At 73.4% G+C, this 26,246-nt stretch carries 27 protein-coding genes and 1 pseudogene; 20 read left to right on the top strand and 8 right to left on the bottom strand.

The window, feature by feature from the left end; translation table 11 throughout:
* The first annotated feature begins 1 nt into the window (after position 1).
* The 4 genes from ybeY (at position 2) to era (ending at position 3,737) form a co-directional block, all read left to right on the top strand.
* The gene (gene ybeY, locus ACOJVX_RS19100) at positions 2-580 is read left to right on the top strand and encodes an rRNA maturation RNase YbeY (protein ID WP_026419831.1); all 579 of its coding nucleotides are present in this window, start codon (positions 2-4) and stop codon (positions 578-580) included.
* 15 nt (positions 581-595) lie between these two features.
* Positions 596-1,999 (top strand): hemolysin family protein, encoded by a 1,404-nt coding sequence (locus ACOJVX_RS19095; RefSeq protein ID WP_030105554.1) that lies wholly within the window; start codon positions 596-598, stop codon positions 1,997-1,999.
* On the top strand, positions 1,992-2,357 hold the full coding sequence (locus ACOJVX_RS19090) for a hypothetical protein (RefSeq protein WP_030225305.1): 366 nt from the start codon (positions 1,992-1,994) through the stop codon (positions 2,355-2,357). Before ACOJVX_RS19095 ends, ACOJVX_RS19090 begins: the two co-directional genes overlap by 8 nt.
* 471 nt (positions 2,358-2,828) lie before the next feature.
* Entirely contained in the window at positions 2,829-3,737 is a 909-nt protein-coding gene (gene era, locus ACOJVX_RS19085; RefSeq protein ID WP_026419834.1) for a GTPase Era, read from the top strand.
* Between the two features lie 101 nt (positions 3,738-3,838).
* On the opposite strand, the gene ACOJVX_RS19080 is transcribed toward era, so the two are convergent.
* Complete coding sequence (locus ACOJVX_RS19080; protein ID WP_337661819.1) at positions 3,839-4,672, bottom strand: metal-dependent hydrolase; 834 nt, start codon at positions 4,670-4,672, stop codon at positions 3,839-3,841.
* 188 nt (positions 4,673-4,860) lie between these two features.
* Positions 4,861-5,298, bottom strand: a complete 438-nt coding sequence (locus tag ACOJVX_RS19075) for an ArsI/CadI family heavy metal resistance metalloenzyme (protein WP_422646972.1) — start codon at positions 5,296-5,298, stop codon at positions 4,861-4,863.
* A gap of 80 nt (positions 5,299-5,378) precedes the next feature.
* Between ACOJVX_RS19075 and ACOJVX_RS19070 the strand changes: the two genes are divergently transcribed.
* From ACOJVX_RS19070 to ACOJVX_RS19060, 3 genes are all read left to right on the top strand, one after another.
* Positions 5,379-5,750, top strand: coding sequence for a metalloregulator ArsR/SmtB family transcription factor (locus ACOJVX_RS19070; protein ID WP_418153673.1), 372 nt, complete (start codon positions 5,379-5,381; stop codon positions 5,748-5,750).
* A complete protein-coding gene (gene arsB / locus ACOJVX_RS19065; protein WP_422646971.1) occupies positions 5,747-6,862 on the top strand; it encodes an ACR3 family arsenite efflux transporter in 1,116 nt (371 codons plus the stop codon). Before ACOJVX_RS19070 ends, arsB begins: the two co-directional genes overlap by 4 nt.
* A gap of 135 nt (positions 6,863-6,997) precedes the next feature.
* On the top strand, positions 6,998-7,408 hold the full coding sequence (locus ACOJVX_RS19060; protein WP_418153676.1) for an arsenate reductase ArsC: 411 nt from the start codon (positions 6,998-7,000) through the stop codon (positions 7,406-7,408).
* 55 nt (positions 7,409-7,463) lie between these two features.
* Here the strand turns inward: ACOJVX_RS19060 and ACOJVX_RS19055 are convergent, their stop codons facing one another.
* A complete protein-coding gene (locus ACOJVX_RS19055; RefSeq protein ID WP_026419840.1) occupies positions 7,464-7,883 on the bottom strand; it encodes a VOC family protein in 420 nt (139 codons plus the stop codon).
* Between the two features lie 322 nt (positions 7,884-8,205).
* On the opposite strand from ACOJVX_RS19055, the gene recO reads away from it, so the two are divergent.
* From recO to ACOJVX_RS19030, 5 genes and pseudogenes are all read left to right on the top strand, one after another.
* Complete coding sequence (recO, locus tag ACOJVX_RS19050) at positions 8,206-9,021, top strand: DNA repair protein RecO (RefSeq protein ID WP_026419841.1); 816 nt, start codon at positions 8,206-8,208, stop codon at positions 9,019-9,021.
* A 339-nt stretch (positions 9,022-9,360) separates the two neighbouring features.
* Positions 9,361-10,167: pseudogene (locus ACOJVX_RS19045) on the top strand (isoprenyl transferase); the annotation flags it as partial.
* A 262-nt stretch (positions 10,168-10,429) separates the two neighbouring features.
* Positions 10,430-10,858, top strand: a complete 429-nt coding sequence (locus ACOJVX_RS19040) for a YbjN domain-containing protein (protein ID WP_026419843.1) — start codon at positions 10,430-10,432, stop codon at positions 10,856-10,858.
* Positions 10,859-10,897: 39 nt separating this feature from the next.
* Positions 10,898-11,938, top strand: a complete 1,041-nt coding sequence (locus ACOJVX_RS19035; protein WP_026419844.1) for a permease — start codon at positions 10,898-10,900, stop codon at positions 11,936-11,938.
* A 69-nt stretch (positions 11,939-12,007) separates the two neighbouring features.
* Entirely contained in the window at positions 12,008-12,790 is a 783-nt protein-coding gene (locus tag ACOJVX_RS19030) for a TIGR03943 family putative permease subunit (RefSeq protein ID WP_026419845.1), read from the top strand.
* 643 nt (positions 12,791-13,433) lie between these two features.
* Here ACOJVX_RS19030 and ACOJVX_RS19025 read toward each other — a convergent pair.
* From ACOJVX_RS19025 to ACOJVX_RS19015, 3 genes are all read right to left on the bottom strand, one after another.
* Positions 13,434-13,865: a Fur family transcriptional regulator gene (locus ACOJVX_RS19025; protein ID WP_026419846.1), complete on the bottom strand. Its 432-nt coding sequence runs from the start codon at positions 13,863-13,865 to the stop codon at positions 13,434-13,436.
* A gap of 10 nt (positions 13,866-13,875) precedes the next feature.
* A complete protein-coding gene (locus ACOJVX_RS19020) occupies positions 13,876-14,331 on the bottom strand; it encodes an ArsR/SmtB family transcription factor (protein WP_103056366.1) in 456 nt (151 codons plus the stop codon).
* Positions 14,332-14,457: 126 nt separating this feature from the next.
* Positions 14,458-14,751, bottom strand: a complete 294-nt coding sequence (locus ACOJVX_RS19015; protein WP_051314199.1) for a DUF6703 family protein — start codon at positions 14,749-14,751, stop codon at positions 14,458-14,460.
* Between the two features lie 104 nt (positions 14,752-14,855).
* On the opposite strand from ACOJVX_RS19015, the gene ACOJVX_RS19010 reads away from it, so the two are divergent.
* The 3 genes from ACOJVX_RS19010 (at position 14,856) to ACOJVX_RS19000 (ending at position 17,652) form a co-directional block, all read left to right on the top strand.
* Complete coding sequence (locus ACOJVX_RS19010; RefSeq protein WP_245588916.1) at positions 14,856-15,233, top strand: antibiotic biosynthesis monooxygenase; 378 nt, start codon at positions 14,856-14,858, stop codon at positions 15,231-15,233.
* A 165-nt stretch (positions 15,234-15,398) separates the two neighbouring features.
* Positions 15,399-16,118 carry a class F sortase gene (locus tag ACOJVX_RS19005; protein WP_026419849.1) on the top strand — a complete coding sequence of 240 codons (720 nt, stop codon included), beginning with the start codon at positions 15,399-15,401 and terminating at the stop codon, positions 16,116-16,118.
* Between the two features lie 145 nt (positions 16,119-16,263).
* The gene (locus ACOJVX_RS19000) at positions 16,264-17,652 is read left to right on the top strand and encodes a glycine--tRNA ligase (protein WP_026419850.1); all 1,389 of its coding nucleotides are present in this window, start codon (positions 16,264-16,266) and stop codon (positions 17,650-17,652) included.
* Between the two features lie 249 nt (positions 17,653-17,901).
* Here ACOJVX_RS19000 and ACOJVX_RS18995 read toward each other — a convergent pair whose 3' ends face one another.
* Both ACOJVX_RS18995 and ACOJVX_RS18990 read right to left on the bottom strand, forming a co-directional pair.
* A complete protein-coding gene (locus ACOJVX_RS18995) occupies positions 17,902-18,636 on the bottom strand; it encodes a peptidase E (protein WP_026419851.1) in 735 nt (244 codons plus the stop codon).
* Positions 18,637-18,840: 204 nt separating this feature from the next.
* Complete coding sequence (locus tag ACOJVX_RS18990) at positions 18,841-19,398, bottom strand: NADPH-dependent FMN reductase (protein ID WP_418153680.1); 558 nt, start codon at positions 19,396-19,398, stop codon at positions 18,841-18,843.
* A gap of 338 nt (positions 19,399-19,736) precedes the next feature.
* Here ACOJVX_RS18990 and ACOJVX_RS18985 point away from each other — a divergent pair, with 338 nt between their 5' ends.
* The 5 genes from ACOJVX_RS18985 (at position 19,737) to ACOJVX_RS18965 (ending at position 26,187) form a co-directional block, all read left to right on the top strand.
* Positions 19,737-20,318: a YdcF family protein gene (locus tag ACOJVX_RS18985; protein WP_051314251.1), complete on the top strand. Its 582-nt coding sequence runs from the start codon at positions 19,737-19,739 to the stop codon at positions 20,316-20,318.
* A 110-nt stretch (positions 20,319-20,428) separates the two neighbouring features.
* Positions 20,429-21,730: a deoxyguanosinetriphosphate triphosphohydrolase gene (locus ACOJVX_RS18980; RefSeq protein WP_418153681.1), complete on the top strand. Its 1,302-nt coding sequence runs from the start codon at positions 20,429-20,431 to the stop codon at positions 21,728-21,730.
* Between the two features lie 783 nt (positions 21,731-22,513).
* Positions 22,514-23,644: a serpin family protein gene (locus ACOJVX_RS18975; protein ID WP_103057104.1), complete on the top strand. Its 1,131-nt coding sequence runs from the start codon at positions 22,514-22,516 to the stop codon at positions 23,642-23,644.
* 84 nt (positions 23,645-23,728) lie between these two features.
* Positions 23,729-25,636, top strand: coding sequence for a DNA primase (dnaG, locus tag ACOJVX_RS18970; RefSeq protein WP_026419856.1), 1,908 nt, complete (start codon positions 23,729-23,731; stop codon positions 25,634-25,636).
* Entirely contained in the window at positions 25,633-26,187 is a 555-nt protein-coding gene (locus ACOJVX_RS18965; RefSeq protein WP_026419857.1) for a hypothetical protein, read from the top strand. Before dnaG ends, ACOJVX_RS18965 begins: the two co-directional genes overlap by 4 nt.
* Positions 26,188-26,246 lie beyond the last annotated feature (59 nt).

The raw sequence follows: 26,246 nt of genomic DNA, 5'->3' as shown, positions 1-26,246 counted from the left end.
CATGAGTATCGAGATCGCCAACGAATCCGGCGTGGCCATCGACGAGAAGTCCGTGGTGGCGGCCGCGCGGTACGCCCTCGACCAGATGGGGGTCAGCCCGCTCGCCGAGCTGTCGGTGCTGCTCGTGGAGCTGGACACGATGTCCGACCTGCACGAGCGGTGGATGGACCTGCCGGGGCCGACCGACGTGATGGCCTTCCCGATGGACGAGCTGGACTCCGCGCGGCGACCGGACGCCGGTGGTTCCGGCCCCGCGTTGCTGGGGGACATCGTGCTGTGCCCCGAGTTCGCCCGGGACCAGGCCAAGAAGGCCGGTCACAGCCTGAGCCACGAGCTGCACCTGCTGACCATCCACGGCGTGCTGCACCTCCTCGGGTACGACCACGCGGAACCGGCCGAGGAGCGGGAGATGTTCGCGCTCCAGAACCGGCTGCTCGCCGAGTTCCAACACGAGTTCACCGAGGCCAGGCGGCTCGCCAGGCAGCACAGCGCCGACTCGCGGGTGTTGGGCGCGGTCGGGCTGGATGACGATTCCGCGGCCGAGGCGCCCGACCACCGGTCGGGCGACACCGGCAGCTGAGGCGAGGAGCTGAGCATGTCGAGCCTTCCGGTGTTCCTCCCGGTCGCGATCCTGCTGGTGGCGCTGGCAGGGGTCTTCGCGGCGGCGGACTCGGCGATCAGCACGGTCTCCCGGGCCCGCGTCGAGGAAATGGTCCGGGCCGGGCGCAACGGCGCCTCCCGGCTCGCCGCCGTCGTCGCCGACCGACCCCGGCACATCAACCTGCTCGTCCTGCTGCGCCTGGGGTGCGAGCTCACGGCGACCGTGCTGGTCACGGTCGTGGTCGTGGAGGCGTTCGACCCCGACTGGCTGGCGGTGCTCATCGCCGGGCTGGTGATGCTCGTCGTGTCCTACGCCCTCATCGGGGTGGGACCGAGGACGATCGGCCGGCAGCACCCCTACGGCGTGGGTTGCCTGCTGGCCGGACCGGTGTGGTTGCTCGCCAGAGTGCTCAGCCCCTTGAGCCGGCTGCTCATCCTGGTCGGCAACGCGATCACCCCGGGCCGGGGTTTCCGGGAGGGACCGTTCTCCTCGGAGGTCGAGCTGCGCGAGCTGGTCGACATGGCCGAGCAGCGGGGTGTGGTCGCGGCGGGCGAGAGCCAGATGATCCACTCGATCTTCGACCTCGGGGGGACCGTCGCCCGCGAGGTGATGGTGCCCCGCACCGAGATCGTGTGGATCGAGCAGCACAAGACCGTCCGCCAGGCCCTGGCGTTGTGCCTACGCACCGGGTACACGCGGGTGCCGGTGATCGGCGAGAGCGTCGACGACATCGTCGGCGTGGTCAACCTGAAGGACCTGGTCCGGCACGCGGTGGAGGCGAGCGGTCCGGCGGCGCTCGACCGCACGTCGGGCACCCACACCCCGGTCTCCGACCTGATGCGGCCGGTCGCGTTGGTGCCCGACTCCAAGCGCCTGGTGGACCTGCTCAAGGAGATGCAGATCTCCCGCAACCACCTGGCCGTGGCGGTGGACGAGTACGGCGGCACCGCGGGCCTGTTGACGATCGAGGACATCCTCGAGGAGATCGTCGGCGAGATCACCGACGAGCACGACGTGGGGGAGCGTCCGCCGGTCGAGATGCTGCCGGACGGCACCGCGAGGGTGAGTGCCCGGCTGCCGTTGGACGACCTGGCGGAGTTGTTCGACCTCGAGCTGGAGGAACACGACGTCGACACCGCCGGCGGATTGTTGGCCCACCGGCTGGGCCGGGTCCCGCTGCCCGGTGCCGAGGCCGACATCGACGGCCTGTGGCTGCGGGCGGAGGGCGGCAAGGACAACCGGGGACGGATTCGGATCACGACGCTGCTGGCGCGGCGGACGGGCCCGGCCCGGCGCCGACCCACCAGCGCGGTGGACACCGAGCCCGCGGAGGCCGAGGCGGCCCAGCGGGCGATCGCTGACAGTCATGACCAGGAAGGGAGCGCCGCCCGTGGCTGAATCGCCGGCCGTCACCACTGAACTGGGTCAGGAGGACAGCAAGATCGTGGTCCTCGCGAGGTCCGTACGCGCCAGGACGGGCGCGGCCGAGGGCGCGGCGGTTCGGGACCTGGACGGCCGGACCTACGCGGCCGCCACCGTCACCCTGCCGTCGCTGCGGCTCACCGCCGTCCAGGCGGCCGTGGCCGCGGCGGTGGCCAGCGGCGCGGAGGGGCTGGAGGCGGTGGCCGTGGTCACCGAGGCCGGTGACGTCGACGAGGCCTCCCGTGCCGTGGTCCACGACCTCACCCCTGACGCCCTGCTGATCCGCGCGGACGCCAGCGGGGCAGTGGTGGCCGCCGGGGCCGTCAACGGCTGAGAGCCGCCCCGGCGGTGGGTCCCGCGCCTCGGACGCGTTCCGCGCGCATCGGCGGAGGTGTTCGGCTCCTGAGCCGTCCCGGATCGGATCCCTGGCGCCTGGGCTCGCCCGACCGTCCCGCCCGCCTTTCGGCGGTGCGGGGCGAGGGGATGCCTCCGTGGTGAGCAGCTGGGGCACGCGCGCTCGCCTCGGCGGTCGGCCAGCCCGTGTCGGGGGACGACGCCACGGCGCGGTCGGCGTGCCGCGTGCGTGCCGAGCCCGTTCCGCACCAGCCGCGACAGGACCTCACCGAAGCCGGGGGTGAACCGCGACCCCCCGAGCCTCGCGGCGATGGCGGCCCGCTCCACCTCGGTGCGCACGGCGGCGGGGGTCGCCCTCGCGAGGCCCCGCGCCGGCGGGGCCCGCCCAGGAGGCGCTGGTCACGGGCCGGGGGTGCCCAGAGGTGCGGCACCGTCAGCGACAATGGGGGGCATGACCACCCCGGCTGACGACTTCCGGTCCGGCTTCGCCTGCTTCGTCGGGCGCCCGAACGCGGGCAAGTCCACCCTGACGAACGCGTTGATCGGCACGAAGGTGGCCATCACCTCCAGCAAGCCCCAGACCACGCGGCACGCCATCCGTGGCATCGTGCACCGGCCGGACGCCCAGCTCGTGGTGGTGGACACCCCGGGCCTGCACCGCCCGCGCACCCTGCTCGGGCAGCGGCTCAACGACGTGGTGCGGGAGACCTGGTCGGAGGTCGACGTCGTCGGCTTCTGCGTCCCGGCTGACCAGCGCATCGGTCCCGGTGACAAGTACATCGCCACCGAGCTGCGGTCGATCGCCCGCAAGACGCCCGTGGTCGGCATCGTCACCAAGACCGACCTCGTGCCGCAGCAGCGGGTCGCCGAGCAGCTGCTGGCCCTCCAGGAGCTGATGGACTTCGCCGAACTGGTGCCCGTCTCGGCCGTGGACGGCTACCAGGTGGATGTCGTGGCCGACCTGCTGGTCGGCCGCCTCCCGGTCGGTCCCCCGCTCTACCCGGACGGGGAGCTCACCGACGAGCCGGAGGCCACACTGGTGGCCGAGCTGATCCGGGAGGCCGCGCTGGAGGGGGTGCGGGACGAACTGCCGCACTCCATCGCCGTGACCATCGACGAGATGGCGCCCAGGGAGGGGCGGGACGACCTGGTGGACGTCTACGCGGTGGTCCACGTGGAGCGCTCCAGCCAGAAGTCCATCGTCATCGGGCAACGCGGCCAGCGGCTCCGCGAGGTGGGGGCCACCGCGCGGCAGCACATCCAGAAGCTGCTGGGGACGAAGATCTACCTGGACCTCCACGTGAAGGTGTCCAAGGACTGGCAGCGCGACCCCAAGCAGCTCCGCCGGCTCGGTTTCTGAAGGCGGGAGGGCGGCCGCCACCGCTCCGGGCGGCAGGGGGCGCGGGTCGTGGGCGACCCGGGAGCCGGGTCGCCGTCGGGGGCGGTGACGCGGCGGGACGGTCAGCCGGTGAGGCCCACCGCCAGCAGCAGTCCCCCGGTGCCGAGCAGGCTGACCGCCTGGACGGCCTTCTCCACCCGGCTGCCGGTGCGGAAGCGCAGGCGCCGGGGGAGCAGGTGCAGCCGGTGCCAGCGCCGGCCGGGGCACCGACGCCGACGGCCGGACCGCGCGGGGCGCCGGCACGCCCGCGACGGGCAGCGCAGTCTGAGCGGCCACGCCATCGGAACCCCGTACTCGGTGACGGCGTCCCCGGCGACGTGGACCAGCATCCCGACGGCGACGACGGCTCCGAGCGGCCAGCCCATGCCGTCGGTGGCGCCCGTCCGGACCAGGACGACCGTGAGGACGATCGCGTAACCGGCCGACCAGAGCCGCCGGTGGGCGCGGGTCACCTGCCGCACGCCGCGCGGGAGCGCGTAGCTGAGGGACCGGACGGACGCGGTCAGGCAGAGCAGCAGCACCCCCACGATCACCCAGTGGGTGAGATGTTGGGCGAGGCCGACGACCAGCCCGACGGCCAGGGCCGCGACGGGGGTGTGGGTCAGGTAGCGGTGCGCGCCGTCGCCGGGCAGGTCGTGCCGGGTGCGGGTGACCCGGTACGCGAACCGGGACACCGACTGGGCTCCGCTGGCCAGCAGGGCGGTCAAGGCGCCCCCGGACCTGGAGACGGTGGAGCCGTCGTGGTCGATGTCGGGCAGGAGCGCGGCTCCGGCGGCCACCAGGCCGCCGGTGAGTAAGAGGGGGACGGTCGTCTCCACCCCGGCCAGCGGGGCGAGCGCCATCGTCGTCCCCACCCCCGCCAGCAGACCCGTCGTGCTGTGGCCACCGTTGTTCACCGAACCTCCCGGTCGTCGTGCGATCACTCCACAACTACCGAAGGTGTCGATCTTGTGGCGGGGCGAGACGGTTCGGACCGTGGCGGCGGTGGCCCGGAGGCGGGCGGCAGGGTCGTCGGGTCAGGTCGAGCTGGTGGGTGCGCACCCGGTGAGCGGCCATGCTCGCCCACCGGGTGTCCGCCGGGTGCTCAGGAACAGCACGCGCTCGGAGCGGCCCGCTCGGGCGTGGTGGTCAGCTCCGGGTTCGTGCCGTAGTCGGCGGAGTCGTCCTTGACGACGTAGACCTCCCACGGCTCGCTGCCCGGGCCGTGGACCCAGACCTTGTCCTGCACCGCGTAGCAGCAGGTGGTGTCGTTCTCCACTTCGGTGAACAGGCCCAGCTCGGAAAGGCGGCGGGTCGCCGTGCCCACCTGCTCGCTGGTCTCGACCTCGACACCGAGGTGGTCCAGGACGGTGTCCTGTGCGGGCTCACCCTCCAGCAGCACGAGCTTGAGCGGCGGTTCGGTGACGGCGAAGTTGGCGTAGCCCGGGCGCAGCTTGGCCGGCTCGACATCCAGGAGTTTGGTGTAGAAGGCGATCGAGGCGTCCAGGTCACCCACCCGGAGGGCCAGTTGCAGGCGCGACATGAGTACTCCCTTGGATAGACAGACATCGAAACAGTCGTGGATAGATTGCTCTCTAAATAGATGTGTGTCAAGGTTGGCTCATGTCGAAGCAACGTCCGGCGGTGGACGTCGAGGCCCTGTGCTGCTCGCCGCTGATGCGTCGGCCCCTCTCCGCCGACGAGTCGACGGAGCTCGCCAGGATGTTCAAGGCGTTGGCCGATCCGGTGCGGCTCCGGTTGCTGTCCCTCGTCGCCTCCCACGCGGGCGGAGAGGCATGCGTGTGCGATCTGACGGACGCGTTCGACCTGACCGGACCCACGATCTCGCACCACCTCAAGGTCCTGCGCGAGGCGGGGCTCATCGACGGGGAGCGGCGGGGCACCTGGATCTACTACCGGGTTCGCCCGGCCGCGCTCGGAGCGCTCGCGACCGTGCTGACGGCATCCGCGCTGCCTGAGCGGGTGGACACGTGAACAGCACCGCCGAAAGCGGAGTGGTGGGGCGCCTCTCCTCCCTGGACCGGCTGCTTCCCCTCTGGATCCTGGCGGCGATGCTGCTCGGCCTCCTCGCGGGCCGAGTGGTTCCCGGACTGGGCCCGGCACTGGACACCGTCCAGATCGACGGGATCTCGCTGCCCATCGCGGTCGGCCTGCTGGTCATGATGTACCCGGTGTTGGCGAAGGTCCGCTACGACCGGCTCGACACCGTCACCTCCGACCGTCGGCTCCTGCTCTCCTCCCTGGTGCTGAACTGGGTGGTCGGGCCCGCGCTGATGTTCGCGCTGGCCTGGCTGCTCCTCCCGGACCTGCCCGAGTACCGCACCGGCCTGATCATCGTCGGCCTGGCCCGCTGCATCGCCATGGTCATCATCTGGAACGACCTCGCGTGCGGGGACCGTGAGGCCGCGGCCGTGCTGGTCGCCCTCAACTCGGTCTTCCAGGTGGTGGCCTTCGGGGCCCTGGGGTGGTTCTACCTGGCGGTGCTACCCGGCTGGCTCGGCCTCCCCCAGACCGAGCTGGCGGTCTCCGGCTGGGACATCGCCAGGTCCGTGCTGATCTTCCTGGGGGTTCCCCTGCTCGCCGGCTACCTCACACGCCGACTCGGCGAGCGCGCACGTGGACGGGACTGGTACGAGAACCGGTTCCTGCCCCGGGTCGGCCCCCTGGCCCTGTACGGGCTGCTGTTCACCATCGTCGTGCTCTTCGCGCTCCAGGGGGAGCGGATCACCAGCCGCCCCTGGGATGTCGCGCGTATCGCGCTGCCGCTGCTCGTCTACTTCGCCGCGATGTGGGCCGGCTCCTTCGCACTGGGCCGAGCGCTGGGCCTGGGCTACGAACGCTCCACGACCCTGGCCTTCACCGCGGCCGGCAACAACTTCGAGCTCGCCATCGCGGTGGCCATCGCCACGTTCGGCCTCACCAGCGGGCAGGCGCTCGCCGGCGTGGTCGGCCCGCTGATCGAGGTCCCCGTCCTGGTCGGCCTCGTGTACGTGGCGCTGTGGGCCCGCCGCCTGTTCCCGGCCCCCGGAGGCCGACCGGACGACGATCGTGACGGCGACCTGACCCGCACCAGAGGCGAGGGCTGAGGTCGCGGGGGAACCGGGGAGCCCCCACCACCCGGATGATCCCCTGGGAAGCGGCGGGCCCCCTGACCACCGGTGCTCCCACGGGGTGACGCCGCGACCTGACGCCGTTCCCGGCACGACACGGAGGAGCCACCCATGTCCCACCGGCCCGAGGTCCTGTTCGTCTGCGTGCACAACGCCGGCCGTTCCCAGATGGCCGCCGCCCTGCTGCACCACCGCGCCGGGGGGCGGGTCGACGTCCGTTCGGCCGGTTCCGCCCCGGCGGACTCCGTGAACCCCGCGGTGGTCGAGGTGATGGCGGAGATCGGCCTGGACCTGAGTCGTGAGTTGCCCAAGCCCCTGACCGAGGAGGCGGTGCGCGCGGCCGACGTGGTGATCACGATGGGCTGCGGCGACGCCTGCCCCGTCCACCCGGGCAAGCGCTACCTGGACTGGCGCCTCGACGACCCGGCGGGACTGGGCGTGGCGGACGTCCGACCGATCCGCGACGAGATCGACCGCCGGGTCGTCGCCCTGCTCGCCGAGCTCCTGCCCGCTTCGGGGTGAGCGGGGCGACGTCACCCCCTCGAGGGCTTCCCGTCGGGCCGTGGGCCCGCCTGCCTCAGGACGTCGACGGCGGGTCGACGTGGATCTGCCAGGCGTGGCCGTCGGGGTCCGCGCACACCCCCGAGTAGCCCCACGGCTGGTCGGTGAGTTCGCTGATCACCGCGCCCCCGGCGCTGATGACCCGCGCCACCAGCGCGTCGGCCTCGGCCGGGGACGCGACCGACACCGTCACCAGGCACTCGCTGGTGCCAGGGGAGGCGACCTCGCGGTCGCCGAGCGCCCAGCCGAAGCCCTCGGTGGGGATGAGCGCCAACAGGACGCGGTCATCGAGCCGGAAGGCCAGTGGTTCGGGCACGCCGTCCTCGGTCGGCGGACCGACGAGCTCGAACCCGAAGGCGTCGCGGTAGAACGCCATCGAACGCTGCCGGTCCTCGATCGGCAGGCTGAGGGTGACCTCGCGTGGGGCGACAGGCATCGGTGCTCCGGTTCCTCCGTGGTGGGTTCGTCGGGCCGGCTCCGAAGCTAGCGGAGCGGTACGACATCCCCGCCACGAGAGGAAGGACCCCTGGTGGTGGAGCCCGGGCCCAGTGGTGGCTACCACCCGGCGCGCCCCGGGTGCCCCCGGCGGGGCCTCGGAGTGGGCTCGCGGCGCGACGAACCGCGTCCCGCACCGGCGCGCGTCACGGGCGCGCCCCCGCCACCGTGCGGGTGCGCCCCTCGGCGCACCCGGTGTGACCTGCTCCGCCCTGCCGGTGCCCCTGCCCGGTGCCGCGCCATCCGGGTGGCAGGATGGCCCGGTGAGCCTGTACCGCGATACCGGAGTCGTGCTGCGCGTGCAGAAGCTCGGGGAGGCGGACCGCATCATCACCCTGCTGACCCGGCGGCACGGCAAGATCCGCGCCGTGGGCAAGGGCGTGCGGCGGACGATGTCCCGGTTCGGGGCCAGGCTCGAACCCTTCGGCCACGTCGACCTCCAGCTCTACACCGGCCGGACCCTGGACGTGGTCACCCAGGTGCAGACCCTGGACGCCTTCGGCGCGGGCCTGGTCGACGACTACGAGCGCTACACGGCCGCCTCGGCCGTGCTGGAGGCCGCCGATCGCCTCACCCCCGAGGAACGCACCCCTGCCATGCGGATCTACCTGCTGGTGGTGGGGGCGTTGCGCACCCTGGCCAACGGGGAGCGGGAACCCACCCTGGTGTTGGACGCCTTCCTGCTGCGGGCGATGACCCAGGCGGGCTGGGCGCCGGCGTTGCTGGAGTGCGCCCGCTGCGGGGAACCAGGACCGCACCGGGCGTTCAACGTGCCCGCCGGTGGTTCGGTGTGCCCGACCTGCCGTCCCCCCGGTTCGGTGTCCCCCGCCCCGGAAACCCTCGAACTGCTGTCTGCCCTGCTGCACGGGGACTGGGCGGACGCCGAGGCGGCCAGCGCCGCCAGCCGCCGGGAGGGAGCCGGCCTGGTCGCCGCGCACGTGCAGTGGCACGTGGAGCGGCAGCTGAGGTCCCTCGCCCTGGTCGACCGGCCCGGGGACGACGCGCCGTGGCCGGCCGAGCCGGAGCGCGGTGCCGACATCGCCTCGGCGGGCGCGGACCCGTCGCCGGTGGCCCACTGACCCCGGACGAGGTCGCCGAGGCCTCGGATGCCGGTGTTCGGCGAACGCACGGTCGCCCCGGCGACTCGTGGGCGACCGCCGGGGGAGTGAGCGACCACCCGCTGATCGCTGCGGAGGGCGGTCAGGCAGGATGGGCGATCGCGGGGAACGGCTCACCGGGAGCACGCGGTCCCGGCCCGGGCGATGCCGACACGGCCCAGGACCCGCACGGGTGACGGCGGTCCCACCGCCGGCCCGTCACGGCGACGGTGGCCGCGTCCGATCCGGCACCAGGTTGGTTCGCCGTCGGCCCACGGCCGGCCGAGCCGTTCCCACACGTCGAGGAGGTAGGCACGTCACATGCTGAGTCGTTACCGGTGGGGCCGGGAGCGGTCCGGCGTCTCCGCTCCGGACCCGCATCCCTCCGGCGCCCAACCGCCCGCGATCCCCCGGGAGCTGGTGCCCAACCACGTCGCCCTGGTCATGGACGGCAACGGTCGGTGGGCGCGGGCCAGGGGACTGCCCCGTACCGAGGGCCACCGGCGAGGTGAGGCGGTGCTCATCGACGTCGTCGGCGGGGCCATCGAGCTCGGCGTGAAGTGGTTGTCGGTCTACGCGTTCTCCACGGAGAACTGGAAGCGCAGCCCCGAGGAGGTGCGCTTCCTCATGGGGTTCAACCGGGACGTCATCCGCCGCCAGGTCGACTACCTGGACTCCATCGGTGTACGGGTGCGGTGGGCCGGACGGCGGCCACGGCTGTGGCGGAGCGTGATCCGGGAACTGGAGATCGCCCAGGAGCGGACGAAGGACAACGACGTCCTCACCCTCACCATGTGCGTGAACTACGGAGGGCGGGCGGAGATCGCCGACGCCGCCAGGGAACTCGGCAGGCTCGTCGCCGCCGGGAAGCTCAACCCGGAGCGGATCGACGAGCGGATGCTGACCCGGCGGCTGTACGAGCCGAACATGCCCGACGTCGACCTGTTCCTCCGCCCCTCGGGCGAGCAGCGGACCTCCAACTTCATGTTGTGGCAGTCGGCGTACGCCGAGATGGTCTTCCTGGACACGTTGTTCCCCGACTTCGACCGACGTGAGCTGTGGAAGGCCTGCGACATCTACGCTCGGCGTGACCGCCGGTTCGGGGGTGTGAAGACCCCGGTCGCCGCCGACGCCCCGGCCACCGAGGCCGTTCCCGAGCGGGAGGACCTGCCGTCCTGGGAGGAGCGGGAAGCTGCCCCCGACCCCACCGACGGGGAGTGGGACGTGGAACCCGGCGACGACGAGGACACCGGGGAGAAGGGCGGTGGTGGGACGGGCGAGTCCGGCCAGCGGCCCGCCGGTGACGACCGGTGACCCGGCGCCCCACCCACCGCGAGACCACCCGGCCCGGCCGGGGACACCAGGAGGAACACCCGTGACCGACGAGCCGATGCCCTACCCGGCGCCCCACCCCGAGGCGATGCGCACCGGTTGGGTGCTCGCCGCCGCCAGGGAGGCGCTGGAGCGGTACCACGAGGTCGTCCTCGACGACGACGGCGCGCTCACCTTCCGGCACGGCGACGTCCCCTGCGCGGTGCAGAGCACCGAACTGGTCGAGGGCCTCACCATGCTCAGCCTCACCTGCGTGGTCGCCTGGGACCTGCCCGACGACGCCGAACTGGCGAGGTCGGCGGCGGAGCGGGCCGGCCAGGGGCTCTTCGGGACGCTGGGGGTGATCCGCACCGACCGGGGGATGGACGTCACCCTCCGGTACGCGTTCCCCGCGGAGGGTCTCGGGTCGGCGCCGCTCAGCACCCTGCTCATGCTGGTCGTCTCCACCGCGTCGCAGTTGCGCACCGAGCTGCTCGACCAGCGCTGACACCACCCACACGGCGACCCGCACGGCAGGGGGACGGCAGTGACGACAGGAACGCCGGAGCGAGCCGGCCCCTCGGAGGGGACCGGCGGGGCGAGCGAGCCGCGTGGCTGGCGCTCGCGGATCGGCTCCCTCGAGGTGCTGTGCCTGCTCCTCGTGCTCGCCGTGCTGTTCCAGGACGCCCTCGTCGGGGTGCTGGACAACCCGGCGGTGCGGACGGGGGCGACGGTCTTCGTCGCCGTGTGCGTGCAGGCGTTCCCCTTCCTGCTGCTCGGCGTGATCGTGAGCGGGCTGATCGTCGCCTACGTCCCGGAGAGCGCGCTGCGGCGGGCGTTGCCGGGCAACGACGCCGCGGCGGTGCCGGTGGCCGGCGCGGCCGGGCTGGCGCTGCCCGGCTGCGAGTGCGCCTCGGTGCCGGTGGCCCGGCGGCTCATGCAACGAGGGGTGGCCCCGGCCGTCGCGCTCACCTTCCTGCTGGCGGCTCCCGCGGTGAACCCGATCGTGCTGGTCGCGACGGCGATCGCGTTCCCGGGCCAGCCGATGATGGTGGTCGCCCGGTTCGTCGCCTCCCTGCTCACCGCCGTGGTGATGGGGTGGCTGTGGCTGCGCCTCGGGCGCACGGAGTGGATCGCGGAGCGCGCGTTGCGGCGCGTCCGGTCCGAGCGGACCGGACCGCGCTGGCGGGTGCTGGTGGAGACCGTGCGCCAGGATCTGGTGGAGGCCGGCGGTTTCCTGGTGCTGGGCGGGCTGGCCGCCGCGGTGCTGAACGTCGCGGTGCCGGCGGAGTGGATGGACTCCCTCGGCGGGCAGCTCGTCCTCGCCGTGGTCGTGATGGCCCTGCTGGCCGTCGTCCTGGCGTTGTGCAGCGAGGCCGACGCGTTCGTGGTGGCCTCGCTGCCCGGGATACCGCTCACCGCGAAACTGGTGTTCCTGGTGGTGGGGCCGGCGGTTGACGTGAAGCTCATCGCGCTCCAGTCCGGCACCTTCGGCAGGGCCTTCGCCGCCCGCTTCGCCCCGGCGACGTTCGTGGTGGCGGTGGTGTGCGCCCTCGCGGTCGGTGTCCCGCTGTTGGGGGCCTCGTGATCGTCCCGGGGTGCGCGGGACGGCCCGCCCCGGCGGTACTGACGGGAAGCGACGAGGAAGGCGGCCACGGTGCGACGTGAGACCCAGAACGTGCTGCTGATCCTGCTGGGCGGCGCGCTGCTGAAGATCTCCTGGAACGAGACCTACCTGCGCTACGTGCGGCCCTCACTGCTGCCGCTGGTGGTTTTCGCCGGCGTGGCGATGATCCTGGTCGCCGCGCTCGCCATCGCCAGGGACATCTCCGCGCACCGCGACCGGTCGAGCCGGGTCGGCGGCCACTCCGACGACGGCGCTCCGGCCGTTGCCCCGGACGACGGCCACGACCACGACCACGGCTCGGGGCGGTCGACGTGGATGCTGCTCGTCCCGGTGCTGGCCATCCTGTTGGTCGCCCCGCCGGCGCTCGGCGCGGACTCCGTGCAGCGCGCCGGAAGCCGTTCCGTCGTCTCCGACGAGGAACCGGCGGGAGGCGGTCTCTTCCAGCCGATCGACACCTCGTCGGAGGTCGCCGACCTCCAGATCACCGACGTCGTGATGCGCACGGTGTGGGACCGGTCCGGCACCCTGGACGGGCGCACGGTGCGGGTCACCGGTTTCGTCGTCCACGACGTGGACGCCGTCCACGTCGCCAGGGTGCGCATCATGTGCTGCGCCGCCGACGCGGTGCCGGTGAAGCTCCGGATCGAGGGACCGGCGCTCGCCGAGTTCGCCGATCACGAGACGGATTCCTGGGTGGAGGTGACCGGGGAGGTGGTGCCCGACTCGGCCACCGCCGCCAACGGTCACGTCCCCACGTTCGTCACCGAGTCCGTCCGCGCCGTGGAACCGCCGAGCGACCCCTACGAGTACTGATCCGCCGGAGCGGTCCCGCGCTCTCCCGCCAGGCTCGGGGCAGCGACCGGCCCGAAGGCGGAACCAGGACGCCGTCCCCACCGCGCAGCCGGCGGGGACGGGCCCGCCCACCGACCTAGCGCCGGGGTGCGCCCACCGTCCCCGAGCGTGCGCCGGTCCGCTTGCCGGCGGCACCCCACGAGGTCAGGGTTCGTCGGTTCCGAGGCGACCACCCGAGCGGTGCGCGGACCCGGTCGGCCGCCCCGCCCGGGGGCGCCGGGCACGTCGATGACGCGGGTGCGACGGTAGCGGCCGGAGCCGCCACCACCTGGGCCGAGCAGGTGGACCCGAGGACGGTGGCGCCGTACCGCCGGCCCACTTCGTGGGGACCCGGCAGCTCGGCGGCGTCGGTGGTGAGCTGGTGACGTACGGCCCGGGAGGGCTTCCGCTGGGGGGCCGACGGCCACCCGGGGGCTGGTCGCGTCGGGCGGGGCACCGGCACCGGTGGTGACACCGGGACGGTGACCACCTCGCCGGGGTGGGAACGGTGGCGCCGGGGGACCTGGGGCGGCGAGGGGCGGGCGGCGGCGGGGCGGGTCTCCCGGTTCGCCACCGAGCGGGCACCGCCTCGGCCGGGGCGGTGCCCCGGCCGACCGGGTAGGGGTCAACCCCCGGAGCCGGAACCCCCGTGGCAGTCCTCGCAGTCGCCGAAGATCTCCAGGGTGTGGCTGACGTTCGTGAAGCCGTGTTCCTGCGCGACCCTGCTGGTCCACCGCTCGACGGCCGGCCCCTCGACCTCGACCGTCCGCCCGCAGTGCCGGCACACCAGGTGGTGGTGGTGATGGCTGGAGCAGCGCCGGTAGATCGCCTCCCCCGAGTCGGTGCGCAGGGTGTCGACCTCGCCGGCGTCCGCCAGGCTCTGGAGTGTTCGGTAGACCGTGGTCAGTCCGATGCCCTCGCCGCTGCGGCGGAGCTCCTCGTGGATCTCCTGCGCTGACCGGAAGTCGCTCTGCCTGGCCAGGAGACTGGACACCGCCGCCCGTTGCCGGGTGGCCCGCAGGCCGGGCACGGCGACAGGCTTCTTGTCAACGGTCACGAAACCTCCGTCAGGGCGTCGTCGCCGGTGCGCGGGCACCGGCGGTGCGTTCGGGGCGTTGCCGCTCGCCCGGCTCCTCCACGTGCGTCACCGCGTCCACCACGATGTGCGCCAGGTGCTCGTCGACCAGGCGGTACACCACCTCGCGGCCCTGCCTGCGACCCTGCACCACCCCCGCCGACTTGAGGACGCGCAGGTGCTGGCTGATCAGCGGTTGGGCGACCTCGAGCGCGTCGACCAGCTCGTGGACGCAGCGGTCACCGGCCCTGAGCTGGAGCACGATCGCGATCCGCACCGGTGCCGCCAGGGCGCGCAGCAGGTCGCCCGCCGCGGCGAGTGTCCCCTGGTCGGGCAGCGGACGTGGACTCGCGTCCCGCACCCCGCAGTGCTCGCCGCCGGGGATGCCGGCCGCCGCCCTGGCGACCGGGGTGGCCGCACTGGTCCCGTGAGGGGTGGGGGCGGGCATGGTGATCTCCTACGGTCGGCGCACGGGACCGGCACGGCACGCGTGCCAGGCTCCCCTACATCGTAGGCGCTGGAACCGTTCGGTGACCGCGCCGCGTCCTTCCGGTCAGCCCCGGCGTCGTCCCGGTCAGGGCAGCGCCGGAACGAGGACCGACAGGGTCACGAGGGTGAGCACCGCCACCACCAGCACCCTGCCCACCCGTTCCGCCGGGCGCAGCTGGTGCCAGCGGGTGACGATCAGGCCGAGGACGAACAGCAGGAGCACCGACAGCAGCGCCGCCCCCAGCGGGCCACCGACCCAGACCCCGATGAGGAACACGGCCAGGACCCCCACGAACGCGGCCGCCGGCGGCACCCGGCTGAGCGGACCCTCCGGTCCGCGCTCGCGGTCCTGCCGAGGTCGTCCACCGGACCCGCCCATCGCTGACCTCCCACCCGTTCCGCGCCACCCCGTGGCGCCGGACACACTGGTGCCGTCCGTCCCCGAATCCTGCCATCACCGAGAAGAGGAACCCCGCCGTGTTGATGATCTGCCCGTTCGACGTGCCCGACTCGGAACGGATCCGCTTCGCCGAACGCGCCGAGCTGGCTCTGCGGTTGCTCAGCGAGCAGGCCGGGTGCCTGGACGCGCGGCTGGCACGGGCCACCGAGGACGCCCGGCGGTGGGTCCTGGTCGCCCGCTTCGAGTCGGTGACGGCCTACCGGCGGGCGCTCTCCCCGTTCGAGGTGCGGGAGCACGTCGTCCCGCTGCTCGCGGAGGCGCTTCCGGCCGAGTCGGCGGTGTATGAGGTGCTGGCCGAGGGGGAGGGCGGGACGGTCACCCGGTCCGACAGCCTGCTCGCCGACGACGCCGGCACGGTGCGGTTGGGGGAGGCGGCCGGACCCGAGATCCCACGGCGCTGAGCTCACCGGACCCGCTCGGCCGTCCGAGTGGACAACCGTCCTTCCAATGGGCGGTTACCTTCGCCGGGTCGGGCTGGCAGGCTGATGCGGTCTCACGTCCGGTGACGACGCCGCAGCGGCTGATCCACCGGTCATCGACATCGAGCGCACCGAGGAAGACTGGCCATGTACTCGCAGCAGGGTTATCCGTCGGACTCCAGCGACAGTCAGCGCCCGCGTCGGGGGGCGCGGAAGTGGATCGGCCTCGCCGCGGCCGGGGTCACGGCAGCGGTGCTCGGGGTGCTCGTCGCCGTCCTGATCGCCCCGGACGACGACGTACCGGCTCCGGTGGCGGCGGCGCCGACGAGCGGTGAGCGGCCCGCTCCGGAACCGTCGGCCGTCCCACCCCCGGTCGTCCCCGACCAGCCCTCCGCGCCCGTCACCGACGCCCCGCAACCGCCCGGCACGGTCCGGCTCGCCGACGGCGGGCTGGCCACCCTGGTGCGGACGGAGGTGGTCGACGGTGTCCTCCCGATCCCCGAGGACCTGGGCGAGGCGGCGTGGTGGGGCGCCGGGCTCGGGGCCGCGAGCGGGGCGTCGGTGATGTCCGGGCACGTCAACTGGCAGGGGCAGGACGGCCCCTTCGACCAGTTGCACCGCGCCGAGGTCGGCCAGCGCGTCGAGGTCACCGACGTCGACGGTGGCACCTGGGTCTACCGGACCGTCGAGGTCTTCACCCTGCACAAGGACGAGCTGCCCGCACGCGCGGAGGACCTCTTCGGCCAGCAGGGGCCGCACCGCCTCGTCCTCGTCACCTGCGGCGGCGACTTCGTCGGTGGTCAGGACGGGTACGAGGACAACCGGGTGGTGATCGCCGAGCTGGAGACCTCCCCCGCCGACGCCTGACGGTCGAGCCCATCGGAGCCGGGTGGGGGACGGCCCTCGGCCGCCCGCTCGGCGGGGCGTCCGGGGCGCGCGGAGGCACCAGGTCGTAGTCGCTACTCTTGGTGCAACGCGCGTCAGTACCGCTCACACCGTCATTGGAGTACCCGTGCCCGCCGATCGGATCGACACCGTCGTCAACCTGTGCAAGCGCCGTGGCTTCGTCTACCCCAGCGGTGAGATCTACGGCGGGACCAGGTCGGCGTGGGACTACGGTCCGCTGGGCGTGGAGCTGAAGGACAACATCAAGCGCCAGTGGTGGAAGGCGATGGTGCAGGGCCGCGAGGACGTCGTGGGTCTCGACTCCTCGGTCATCCTCCCCCGCGACGTGTGGGTCGCCTCCGGCCACGTGGGCGCGTTCCACGACCCGCTGGTGGAGTGCCTGTCCTGCCACCGCCGCTACCGCGCCGACCACCTGGCCGAGGAGTACGCGGAGCGCACCGGCAAGGAGGTGCTGGAGGGCGACCTCGGCGACGTGCCCTGCCCCAACTGCGGCACGCGCGGCCAGTACACCGCTCCCCGCGAGTTCAACATGATGCTCAAGACGCACCTCGGTGCCGTCGAGAGCGACGAGGGCCTGCACTACCTGCGGCCCGAGACGGCGCAGGGCATCTTCGTCAACTTCCTGAACGTGCTGACCACGTCCCGGCGGAAGCCGCCGTTCGGCATCGGGCAGATCGGGAAGTCCTTCCGCAACGAGATCACGCCCGGCAACTTCATCTTCCGGACCAGGGAGTTCGAGCAGATGGAGATGGAGTTCTTCGTGGAGCCCGGCGAGGACGAGACCTGGCACCAGTACTGGATCGACTTCCGCACCGACTGGTACACCGACCTCGGGATCGCCAGGGAGAACCTGCGGCACTACGAGCACCCGAAGGAGAAGCTGTCCCACTACGCGAAGCGGACGGTGGACATCGAGTACCGCTTCGGGTTCTCCGCGGGGCAGGAGTGGGGCGAGCTGGAGGGCATCGCCAACCGCACCGACTTCGACCTGACGACCCACAGCAACAACTCGGGCGTGGACCTGTCGTACTTCGACCAGAAGACCGGCTCGCGGTACCGCCCGTACGTGATCGAACCGGCGGCCGGGGTGGGCCGCCCGATGATGGCGTTCCTCGTCGACGCGTACCACGAGGACGAGGCCCCCAACGCCAAGGGCGGCGTCGACACGCGAGTGGTGCTCAAGCTGGACCGCCGGCTCGCCCCGGTCAAGGTCGCCGTCCTCCCGCTGTCGCGGAACAGTGACCTCTCGCCGAAGGCGCGTGATCTCGCCACGGCGCTGCGCAGGAACTGGAACATCGACTTCGACGACGCCGGGGCCATCGGCCGCCGGTACCGCCGTCAGGACGAGATCGGGACGCCGTTCTGCGTCACGATCGACTTCGACTCCCTGAACGACAACGCGGTGACGGTGCGCGAGCGGGACACCATGTCGCAGGAGCGGGTGTCGATGGACCAGCTGGAGTCCTACCTGGCCGCCCGCCTCGTCGGCTGCTGAGGCACGGAGGCGGCCGGGCCGGTTCGCCCGGCCGGTCGCCGCCCCGGGGCGGCGACCCGGGAGCCCGGGGGCGGCGTCGATCGACGGCCCGGCCCCCGCGGCCGCGACCGGGACGGGACCAGCGGGTCCTGCCGCGCCCCGCCTCCCTGGGTGGGGCGGCGTGACGCGCCCTGGCCAGCCCACCTCGGCCCGCCGAGGGCACGGGGCGAACTCGGGGTGCCGCGTGGGCCGTGGTGCGGGGGCCGGCGGTCAGACCAGGGCGCGGGGTTCGATGCGCCGTTCGGTCACCCCGTCACCAGCCTGGTCGGCGGTGACCAGGTACGCGCCCTTGCCCGGCCGCTCGGTCACGGCCTCCACGAGGTCGGTGCCGCGGAACACCAGACCCACCCCGTCGTCCGTGCAGTAGGTGTCCGGCAACTCGCCGGAGGCGACCCCGGCGTGGACGGCGGGGCGCCGCGCGGCCTCGCTGTCGTAGTGCACCCCGTTGCCGTAGGGGAGCAGGCCCAGTCCGTTGTCGACGATCCGGAGCTCGGGGCCGAAGGAGTCGGTGGTGCCGCCCCGGAACCAGCAGATCGACCCGGCGGACACGCCGCCGAGGACGACACCGGACTCCCATGCGCGGCGGAACACGGCGTCCAGCCCGTGGACCCGCCAGACCGCGAGCAGGTTCGCGACGGACCCGCCGTTCACCCAGACGACGTCGGAGGACCGGACGTAGTCGTCGAGGTCGGCGGTCGGGGGCATCGGGAACAGGTTCAGGTGCCGGACCTCGACCCCGGCGAGCTGCCCGGCCTCCGACACGGCCGCGTTGAACCACCGCTGGTCGCCGCCGGCGGTCCCCACGTGGCAGACCACGGGCCGGCGGCCGTGCACGCCGGAGAGCTCGACGGCGTGGTGCAGGAGTGGCGCGAACTCCAGCTCGGTGCGGTGTCCCCGCAGCAGGCCGCCGGAGGTGGCGAGGATGGTGGGATGCGCTGCTGACATGGGTGCACCTTCGTGGATCGCCGGGGCGGTGGCAAGCGGGTAACCGGCGGCCACGCGACCGGCACGGCCAGGCGGCGCGAGGCTCCGGATCAGGTCCGGGTCGGCGCCCCGCGCGGGACGCTCCGGAGGTCGAGCGTGGGCGGGGGCCGGCCGCGTCCCCCGGGGCGGCGACCCTCCCGGGCCGGGGCCGTCGCCGGAGCGCTGTCAGCGGCCGTTGGGGGCGGACGCCGTCAGCGCGCGCACCGAGCCGCCGATACGGCGCCGGACATCCGGGTGGGTGACCACGCCGTCCGCGCCGATCTGGCCCCGCTCGACGGGCACGTCGAGGCACGCGTCCTCGACGATCCGCGCCGCGGTGTAGGCGAGGACGGTCCGCAGCGCCTGGTAGGTGCCCGCCGCGCGTCGTGGCGCGGTCGACGGGTTGAGCCACGCCACCGGCTTGCCGGTCATGACCGTGTCACCGATCGTCCACTCCAGCAGGTTCTTGAACGCTCCGGGGAGGGTTCCGGCGTACTCGGGCGTCGAGAACAGCAGGGCGTCGGCGTTCCGGATCGCCGCGCGGAGGTCGAGGACGGGCCGGGGGCCGCCGTCGGTGTCGAGGTCGGGTGAGAAGTGCGGCAGGTCGGCGAGACCGGAGTACATGGTGGCCTGCCACCCGCCCGGCAGGGTGGACGCGGCGGTGGCCAGGGCGGCGGAGTTCACCGTTCCCCGGCGGACGCTTCCGCTGACGAGGAGCAGGGTGCTGGCGGGGTGAACGGACATGATCGAGGTGTACGCGGCCGGTCGGGCCGTGTCGAGCTGGGTCGGGCCTGTCCGGAGGGACGGGAGCCGCCCGCCCCGGGCCGTCGCCAGCTCCCGTCCGGGTGCGGGAAGGGCCGGCACCGGATCCGGGGGAGTCCTTCGGCGGGCGGTCGTCACCACGGCGGGTGGTCCCGGTGGGGCCGTCCGGCGAGTGGGCAGGTGAGGAGGGGGTCAAAAGATCGACGGGCCGAGCAGGCGCCTCGGCCTTCTGCCACCATTCTCCCGTGGTCGCCACTCCGTCCTCCCGTGGCTCCCGACTTCGACGTCTGTTCACCAGGACCGTGATCGGTGTTCTCCTGATGGGCCTGTTCGTGGTCGGCGGCACCCTCTTCCGCGTCTGGCAGGTCGCCCGCGACGACGACCGCGGGCCGGCGGACGTCGTCATCGTGCTGGGCGCCGCGCAGTACAACGGCCGTCCGTCCGCCGTCCTGGAGGCGCGTCTCGAACACACCGCCCAGCTCTACGCGGACGGGGTCGCCGACCGGGTCCTCACCGTGGGAGGCAGCCGAGCCGGCGACGTGTACACCGAGGCGGAGGCGGGCCGGAACTGGCTGATCGACCGAGGAGTCCCCGAGGCGGCCATCGTCCCGGTCGGCGAGGGCAGCGACACCCTCGGCAGTGTCCGGGCCGCCGCCGAGGAGGCCGAGCGGCAGGGTTGGCGGAGTGCGGTGATCGTCAGCGATCCCTGGCACTCGCTGCGCGCGGTGACGATGGCCAGGGACGCCGGGCTGGACGCCAGCGCCTCACCCACGCGGCGGGGGCCCATCGTGCAGACCAGGGAGATGCAGGCCAAGTACATCATCCGCGAGACGGCCGCGTTGTTGCACTACCGCGCCACGCACGCCCCGGTGGCCGTGGACGCCCAGACGGGTCTTGGCTGACGGCGGCGCCGGGGAACCCTCGAAGATCCGCAGGTCGGGCGGGGGTCCTCCGACGCGGGTGGTGGCGGGTTCACGCCGTCCCGGCGCCGGCGGCCCGTAGGCTTGCCCCGATGAGCCAGCGGTACCGTGAGCACGATGTGGCCAGGCTGCTCCCCGAGCAGCCCAAGCAGGCCGCGCTGCCCGGCGCGCACGGCGAACAGCGGAGTCCGTTCGCCAGGGACCGCGCCCGGGTGCTGCACTCCGCCGCCCTGCGCCGCCTCGCGGGTAAGACGCAGGTGGTGGGCCCGGACGAGGGAGACGTGCCCCGCACCCGGCTCACCCACTCGCTGGAGGTCGCGCAGATCGGCCGGGGCATCGGTGCCGAGCTGGGGTGCGACCCCGACGTGGTGGACACCGCCGGCCTCGCCCACGACATCGGTCACCCGCCCTTCGGTCACAACGGTGAGCAGGCGTTGAACGAGCTGGCCGCCGCCTGCGGGGGGTTCGAGGGCAACGCGCAGACGCTGCGCATCCTGACCAGGCTGGAACCGAAGTCGATCGACGCCGAGCAGCGGGTGGCCGGCCTGAACCTCACGAGGGCGTCCCTGGACGCCACGGTCAAGTACCCGTGGCCGCGGCGCCCCGGGCAGCGGAAGTTCGGTGTGTACGCCGAGGACCAGGCGGTCTTCGACTGGGTGCGGCACGGCGCGCCGGCCAGCGGCGTCGGCGGCTCCGCCGGGGACACCGACCCGCCGCGCTGCCTGGAGGCGCAGGTGATGGACTGGGCCGACGACGTCGCCTACTCGGTGCACGACGTCGAGGACGGCGTCGTGGCCGGGCGGATCTCGCTGCGCGTCCTCACCGACGCCGTGGAGCGACGCGCGCTGGCCGAACTCGCCGCCGCGAACTTCTCCCTCGACGGGGTCGCCGAGTTGGAGACCGCCGCCGCGCGGCTGGCTCGGTTGCCGGTGGTCGCCGACGTCCTCCGGTACGACGGTGGACTGCGAGCCCAGGTGGCGTTGAAGCGCCTGACCAGTGAACTCGTCGGCCGGTTCGCCTCGGCGGCGGTCGCGGGCACCCGCGACAAGTTCGGTCCCGGTCCGCTCGTCCGGTACGCGGCCGAGCTGGTCGTACCGGCGGAGGTGGCCGCGGAGGTGGCGGTGCTGAAGTCCCTCGCGGTCCGGTACGTCATGAGCGATCCGCGTCGCCTCGCGGTGCAGGCGGACCAGCGGGAGCTGCTGGCGGAACTCGTCGAGGCCCTGCTCGACCGCGCCCCCGACGCGCTCGACCCGGCCTTCCTGCCGGCCTGGATCCGGGCCGCCGACGACACCCGCCGGCTGCGGGTGGTCGTCGACCAGGTCGCCTGCCTCACCGACGCCCAGGCCCACCGCTGGCACGCCCACCTGGTGCGTCGTCGAGGCGAGCGGAGCTGACGGTTCACCCCCGTCGATCCCGTGGGCCGACCTCCCCCGCCGGGGCGGGGTGCGGACGTCCCACCACCGTTCCGCGGCCCTTGGTCCGGTGCCCTGCTCGCCGGGGGTGCCGGCACGGGTAGCGACCCGGCCGCGCTCGCCGCGCCGCGCCCCGACGCGACCTACGGGGTCGTCCCGCGTCCCCACACCTGGCGAGGACCGGGTGGGCCCTGCCCGACCACGGTGCGCGGGTCCTCGCCGACACCGTCGGGCCACGCCCGGGTGGACGGCCTCGGAGCGGTCGAGGACGGCGGTCGTGTCGTGCGGGGTCAGGGCTGGTCGGGCTCGTGCCACCGGTCGAACCCGGGGACCAGGGGTGGGTCGCTCTGCCGACGACCACGGTCTCCTCGGGTGCGGGTCATGGACGGTGCCGCCCGGGGACCACGGCACGGCGGACGAACGGCACGGCCGAGGGCAGGGGATTCCGGGGGCGCGCCTCGGCCTGGGCGCCGTCGGGGGTGGGCACCGGCTCGTCGGCCCCCACCCACCCAGCCCGAGACGGGGATTCGCCCGCGGCTCGGAGCGTTCCAGCTCCGGGCGCCGTTCGTCGGCGCCCGCCCGCCGGGAGAGCCGGCGCCGGTTTGCCACCGCGTGGCCGGGGCACCCCCGCACCAGGCTGACCCGCCGTCGGTCCCGGTCCGCGTCGGCCCTCCTCGGTGCCCCGCGACACCCCGCGCCGGCGGTAGGTTGGCGAACAGCCCGGTCGCGGGACACGTCGACGGCCGGAAACCCTCGACCAGGGAGCTGTCCTCGGTGGATGATCGCGCTCATCTCGCATTCGCACTGTCCCTGCTGCGTGCTCTCGAACCAGATCCCGCGACCACGTTCTGCTGGTCGCCCTACTCGGTCACCAGCGGCCTGGGTCTCGTCGCCGCCGGGGCGCGCGGCCGGACCAGGGACGAGCTGCTCGCCCTGCTGAGCCCCGGCAAGGCGGAGGGCGTCGACCGCATCGCGGAACGGCTCACCTCCGCGAGCTCGCTGAAGGTGCTCGGGACCCACCAGGAGCGGCCGGTGCTCGCGCTCAGCAACACGTTGTGGGTGCGACCGGACATCGACGTCTCCGGGGACTTCGTCGAGGGGCTCGGGGACTGGCCGGGTGGGGCGGTCCGAGCGGCGGACTTCGCCTCCGATCCCGACGGCGTGCGTCGGCTGATCAACCAGGACGTCGCGGAGACCACGCGTGACCTGATCCCGGAGCTGCTGGCGCCCGGGTCGGTGGAGCCCCGGACGGTGGCCACCCTCGTGAACGCGTTGTACCTGCGGACGTCCTGGATCGCCGGCTTCACCGAGCACCGCACCTCCCCCCTGCCCTTCCACTCCCCGGGGGGCCGGCGGGACGTGCCGACCATGCGGCAGGTCAGCCGGTTGCCGCACGCGGCCCAGGACGGCTGGCAGGCGGTCAGCCTGCCAGCGCACGGCGGGGTGGAGGCCGTCGCGTTGCTCCCGGACGGCGATCTCCAGGACTCGGAGGTCGCCCTGGACGCGTGGACCCTGGGGCGGCTGCTCGACGCGATGCGCTCCACGCAGGTGGACCTGTTCCTGCCCCGGCTGCGGGTCTCCGGGCGCGCCGAGCTCCGGGAACCGCTCGGGGGGCTGGGGGTGGACACGGTCTTCACCTCGGACGCCGACCTGAGCGGGATCAGCGAGTCCCGGCGGGTACTGCTGTCCTCGGTGGTGCACGAGGCGGTGCTGCGGGTCGACGAACAGGGTCTGGAGGGGGCGGCCGCGACGGCCGCCGTGGTCTCCCTCACCGCCGCGGCGCCGCCCTCCCGCCCGGTGGTCGTCCGGCTGGATCGGCCGTTCCTGCTGCTCGTGCGGCACCGCCGGAGCGGGGAGGTGTACTTCCTGGCGCGGGTGGCCGACCCCGGTCGGTGACGGCCGGTGCGCCCGCAGGGGTCGGAGTGGGCCCCCGGTCGGACCTCCGAGCGGATCGCTCGGAGGTGTCCCTAGACTCGGGGCGTGGCGGGACGGATCCGGGACAGCGACATCGCGGAAGTACGGGACCGCAGCCGGGTCGACGAGGTCATCGGGGAGTACGTCGAGCTTCGTCGTGCCGGTGCGGGCGCGCTCAAGGGACTGTGCCCCTTCCACGACGAGAAGACCCCCTCGTTCAACGTGCGCCCGAACCACGGCACCTTCCACTGCTTCGGCTGCGGTGAGGGTGGCGACGCGATCAGCTTCCTGATGAAGCACGACCACCTCGGTTTCGTCGAGGCGGTCGAGCGGCTGGCGGACCGCATCGGGTACCGGTTGACCTACGAGGGCGGCGGCACCACGGTCCAGCGGGACCGGGGGACGCGGTCCCGGCTGATCGAGGCGCACCGGGCGGCGGCGGAGTTCTACGCGGAACAGCTGCGCACCCCGGAGGCGGTGGCCGCCCGCGAGTTCCTGGCCACCCGGGGCTTCGACGAGGAGGCGGCGACCCGGTTCGGCTGCGGTTTCGCCCCCGCCGGGTGGGACACGCTCACCAAGCACCTGCTCGGGCGGGGTTTCGCGCTGGAGGAGCTGTACAAGGCGCAGCTCTCCCGCGAGGGCCGGCGCGGCCCGATCGACCGGTTCCACCGCCGGTTGTTGTGGCCGATCCGGGAGATCTCCGGGGACGTCGTCGGGTTCGGCGCCCGCCGGATCTTCGACGAGGACCCGATCCAGGCGAAGTACGTCAACACCTCCGAGAGCCCGATCTACAAGAAGTCGCAGGTGCTCTTCGGTCTCGACCTGGCCCGTCGGGAGATCGCCCGCCGGCGGCAGGCCGTCGTGGTGGAGGGCTACACCGACGTGATGGCCATGCACCTGGCGGGTGTTCCCACGGCGGTGGCCTCCTGCGGGACGGCCTTCGGTGAGGACCACATCGCGGTGCTCCGCAGGTTGTTGATGGACGACGACGCCTTCCGGGGCGAGGTGATCTACACCTTCGACGGCGACGAGGCGGGGAAGAAGGCCGCGCTGCGCGCCTTCGACGAGGACCAGCGGTTCACCACCCAGACCTACGTCGCGGTCGCGCCGGAGGGCATGGACCCGTGCGAACTCCGGCAGGACAAGGGGGACGCGGCGGTCCGGGACCTCGTCGCCCAGCGCACCCCGCTGTTCGAGTTCGCGATCAGGGCGGTGTTGGAGGAGTACGACCTGGACACCGCCGAGGGGCAGGTGGAGGCGCTGCGGCGCACGGTCCCGCTGGTGGCCAGGATCAAGGACCAGGCGCTCCGGGAGCGTTACGCGCCCCGGCTGGCCGGCTGGGTCGGCTGGCCCGAGGAGCAGACGGTGGTGCGCCGGGTGCGGGAGAGCGCCGGGGGGAAGGCGGAGGCCCCCCGGCCCCGACGGGCACGGGCGACCGACCCGAACCAGGGCAGCCTGGCCGTCGACGTCGACGCGCCTGCCCGCCCCGATCCCCGTGACCCGGCGCTGCACGTGCAGCGGGAGGCGCTGAAGATCGCGCTCCAGCTCCCCGCGCTCGCCGGCCCGGTGTACGACACGCTGGACGAGAGCGCCTTCACCCACCCCGCCTACGTCGCGCTGCACCGGGCCGTGATCGCCGCCGGCGGCGCGTCCTGCGGGCTGTCGGGGTCCTCGCTGGTGGACGCCGTGGGCCGGGAGTGCGCGCACGACTCGCTCCGGTCGTTGCTGACCGAGCTGTCGGTGGAGTCGTTGCGCTCCCGGTCGGAGTCCGATCCCCGCTACGTGTCCAGCATCCTCGCCGCGATGCGTGAGTTCGTGGTGGCCAGCCAGATCTCCGACCTGAAGTCGAGGCTCCAGCGGATGTCGCCCACCCAGGACGCCGACGAGTACCGGGCCCTGTTCGGGGACCTGGTGAGCCTGGAGGAGTACCGGAAGGCGCTGCGGGAGCAGTCGGCCATGGGAGGACTGGTGTGACGGGCTGGTGGAAGCGGTTCACCGAGCAGCTGGCCGGGCGGGAACCCGTACCCGACGGCTTCGAGGGCACGCTCGAGGGGGACGAACGCGTGCTCGCCTCCGCGTCGACGGGGCTGGGTGGGGTCGTCCTCGCGACCCAGCTGGGGCTGTGGCTGCCTGACGTGGAGGTGGGCCACCGGCGGGTCGGCTGGCACCTGGTCAGCAAGGCGACCTGGCGGGACGGGGTCCTCACGGTGGTCGAGTCCGTGGCCGAGGAGCCGGCGGAGGACGTGCAGGTGCTCACCGACCAGGCCCCGCGCCGGTACGCGCTGGAACAGCCGGGGCGGCTGCCGGAGATCGTCCACAAGCGGGTCACCGGTTCCATCCAGTCCCGTCACCACCGGGAGCTCCCGGGTGGGGGAGCCTGGTTCGTCCAGCGGAGGATTCCGGGCCGGACCGGGGTGCTGTTGCAGGTCCGGCCGGAGCCGGGCACCGACGGCGGGGCCGTCACCGAGGTGGCGACGGCGGTCGCCGCCCAGATCCGCCGAGCACGGGATGCCTCCCAGGAGTAGCCGGCGTTCCTGAGATGGGGGACGCTTCACCCGCACGTGGAGTCGGTCGCGCACGCTCC

Origin of the sequence: Actinoalloteichus caeruleus, assembly GCF_049311605.1 — a bacterium.
GTDB lineage: Bacteria > Actinomycetota > Actinomycetes > Mycobacteriales > Pseudonocardiaceae > Actinoalloteichus_B > Actinoalloteichus_B caeruleus.
The sequence above is the reverse complement of the archived record's forward strand: the minus strand, read 5'-3'. Positions and strand labels throughout refer to the sequence as shown.

Coding starts and splice junctions, on each gene's coding strand:
- ybeY (WP_026419831.1), top strand. CDS start 2: ATGAGTATCGAGATCGCCAACGAATCCGGCGTGGCCATCGACGAGAAG.
- ACOJVX_RS19095 (WP_030105554.1), top strand. CDS start 596: ATGTCGAGCCTTCCGGTGTTCCTCCCGGTCGCGATCCTGCTGGTGGCG.
- era (WP_026419834.1), top strand. CDS start 2,829: ATGACCACCCCGGCTGACGACTTCCGGTCCGGCTTCGCCTGCTTCGTC.
- ACOJVX_RS19075 (WP_422646972.1), bottom strand. CDS start 5,298: ATGTCGCGCCTGCAACTGGCCCTCCGGGTGGGTGACCTGGACGCCTCG.
- ACOJVX_RS19070 (WP_418153673.1), top strand. CDS start 5,379: ATGTCGAAGCAACGTCCGGCGGTGGACGTCGAGGCCCTGTGCTGCTCG.
- ACOJVX_RS19060 (WP_418153676.1), top strand. CDS start 6,998: ATGTCCCACCGGCCCGAGGTCCTGTTCGTCTGCGTGCACAACGCCGGC.
- ACOJVX_RS19055 (WP_026419840.1), bottom strand. CDS start 7,883: ATGCCTGTCGCCCCACGCGAGGTCACCCTCAGCCTGCCGATCGAGGAC.
- ACOJVX_RS19040 (WP_026419843.1), top strand. CDS start 10,430: ATGCCCTACCCGGCGCCCCACCCCGAGGCGATGCGCACCGGTTGGGTG.
- ACOJVX_RS19020 (WP_103056366.1), bottom strand. CDS start 14,331: ATGCCCGCCCCCACCCCTCACGGGACCAGTGCGGCCACCCCGGTCGCC.
- ACOJVX_RS19015 (WP_051314199.1), bottom strand. CDS start 14,751: ATGGGCGGGTCCGGTGGACGACCTCGGCAGGACCGCGAGCGCGGACCG.
- ACOJVX_RS19010 (WP_245588916.1), top strand. CDS start 14,856: ATGATCTGCCCGTTCGACGTGCCCGACTCGGAACGGATCCGCTTCGCC.
- ACOJVX_RS19005 (WP_026419849.1), top strand. CDS start 15,399: ATGTACTCGCAGCAGGGTTATCCGTCGGACTCCAGCGACAGTCAGCGC.
- ACOJVX_RS18995 (WP_026419851.1), bottom strand. CDS start 18,636: ATGTCAGCAGCGCATCCCACCATCCTCGCCACCTCCGGCGGCCTGCTG.
- ACOJVX_RS18990 (WP_418153680.1), bottom strand. CDS start 19,398: ATGTCCGTTCACCCCGCCAGCACCCTGCTCCTCGTCAGCGGAAGCGTC.
- ACOJVX_RS18985 (WP_051314251.1), top strand. CDS start 19,737: ATGGGCCTGTTCGTGGTCGGCGGCACCCTCTTCCGCGTCTGGCAGGTC.
- ACOJVX_RS18980 (WP_418153681.1), top strand. CDS start 20,429: ATGAGCCAGCGGTACCGTGAGCACGATGTGGCCAGGCTGCTCCCCGAG.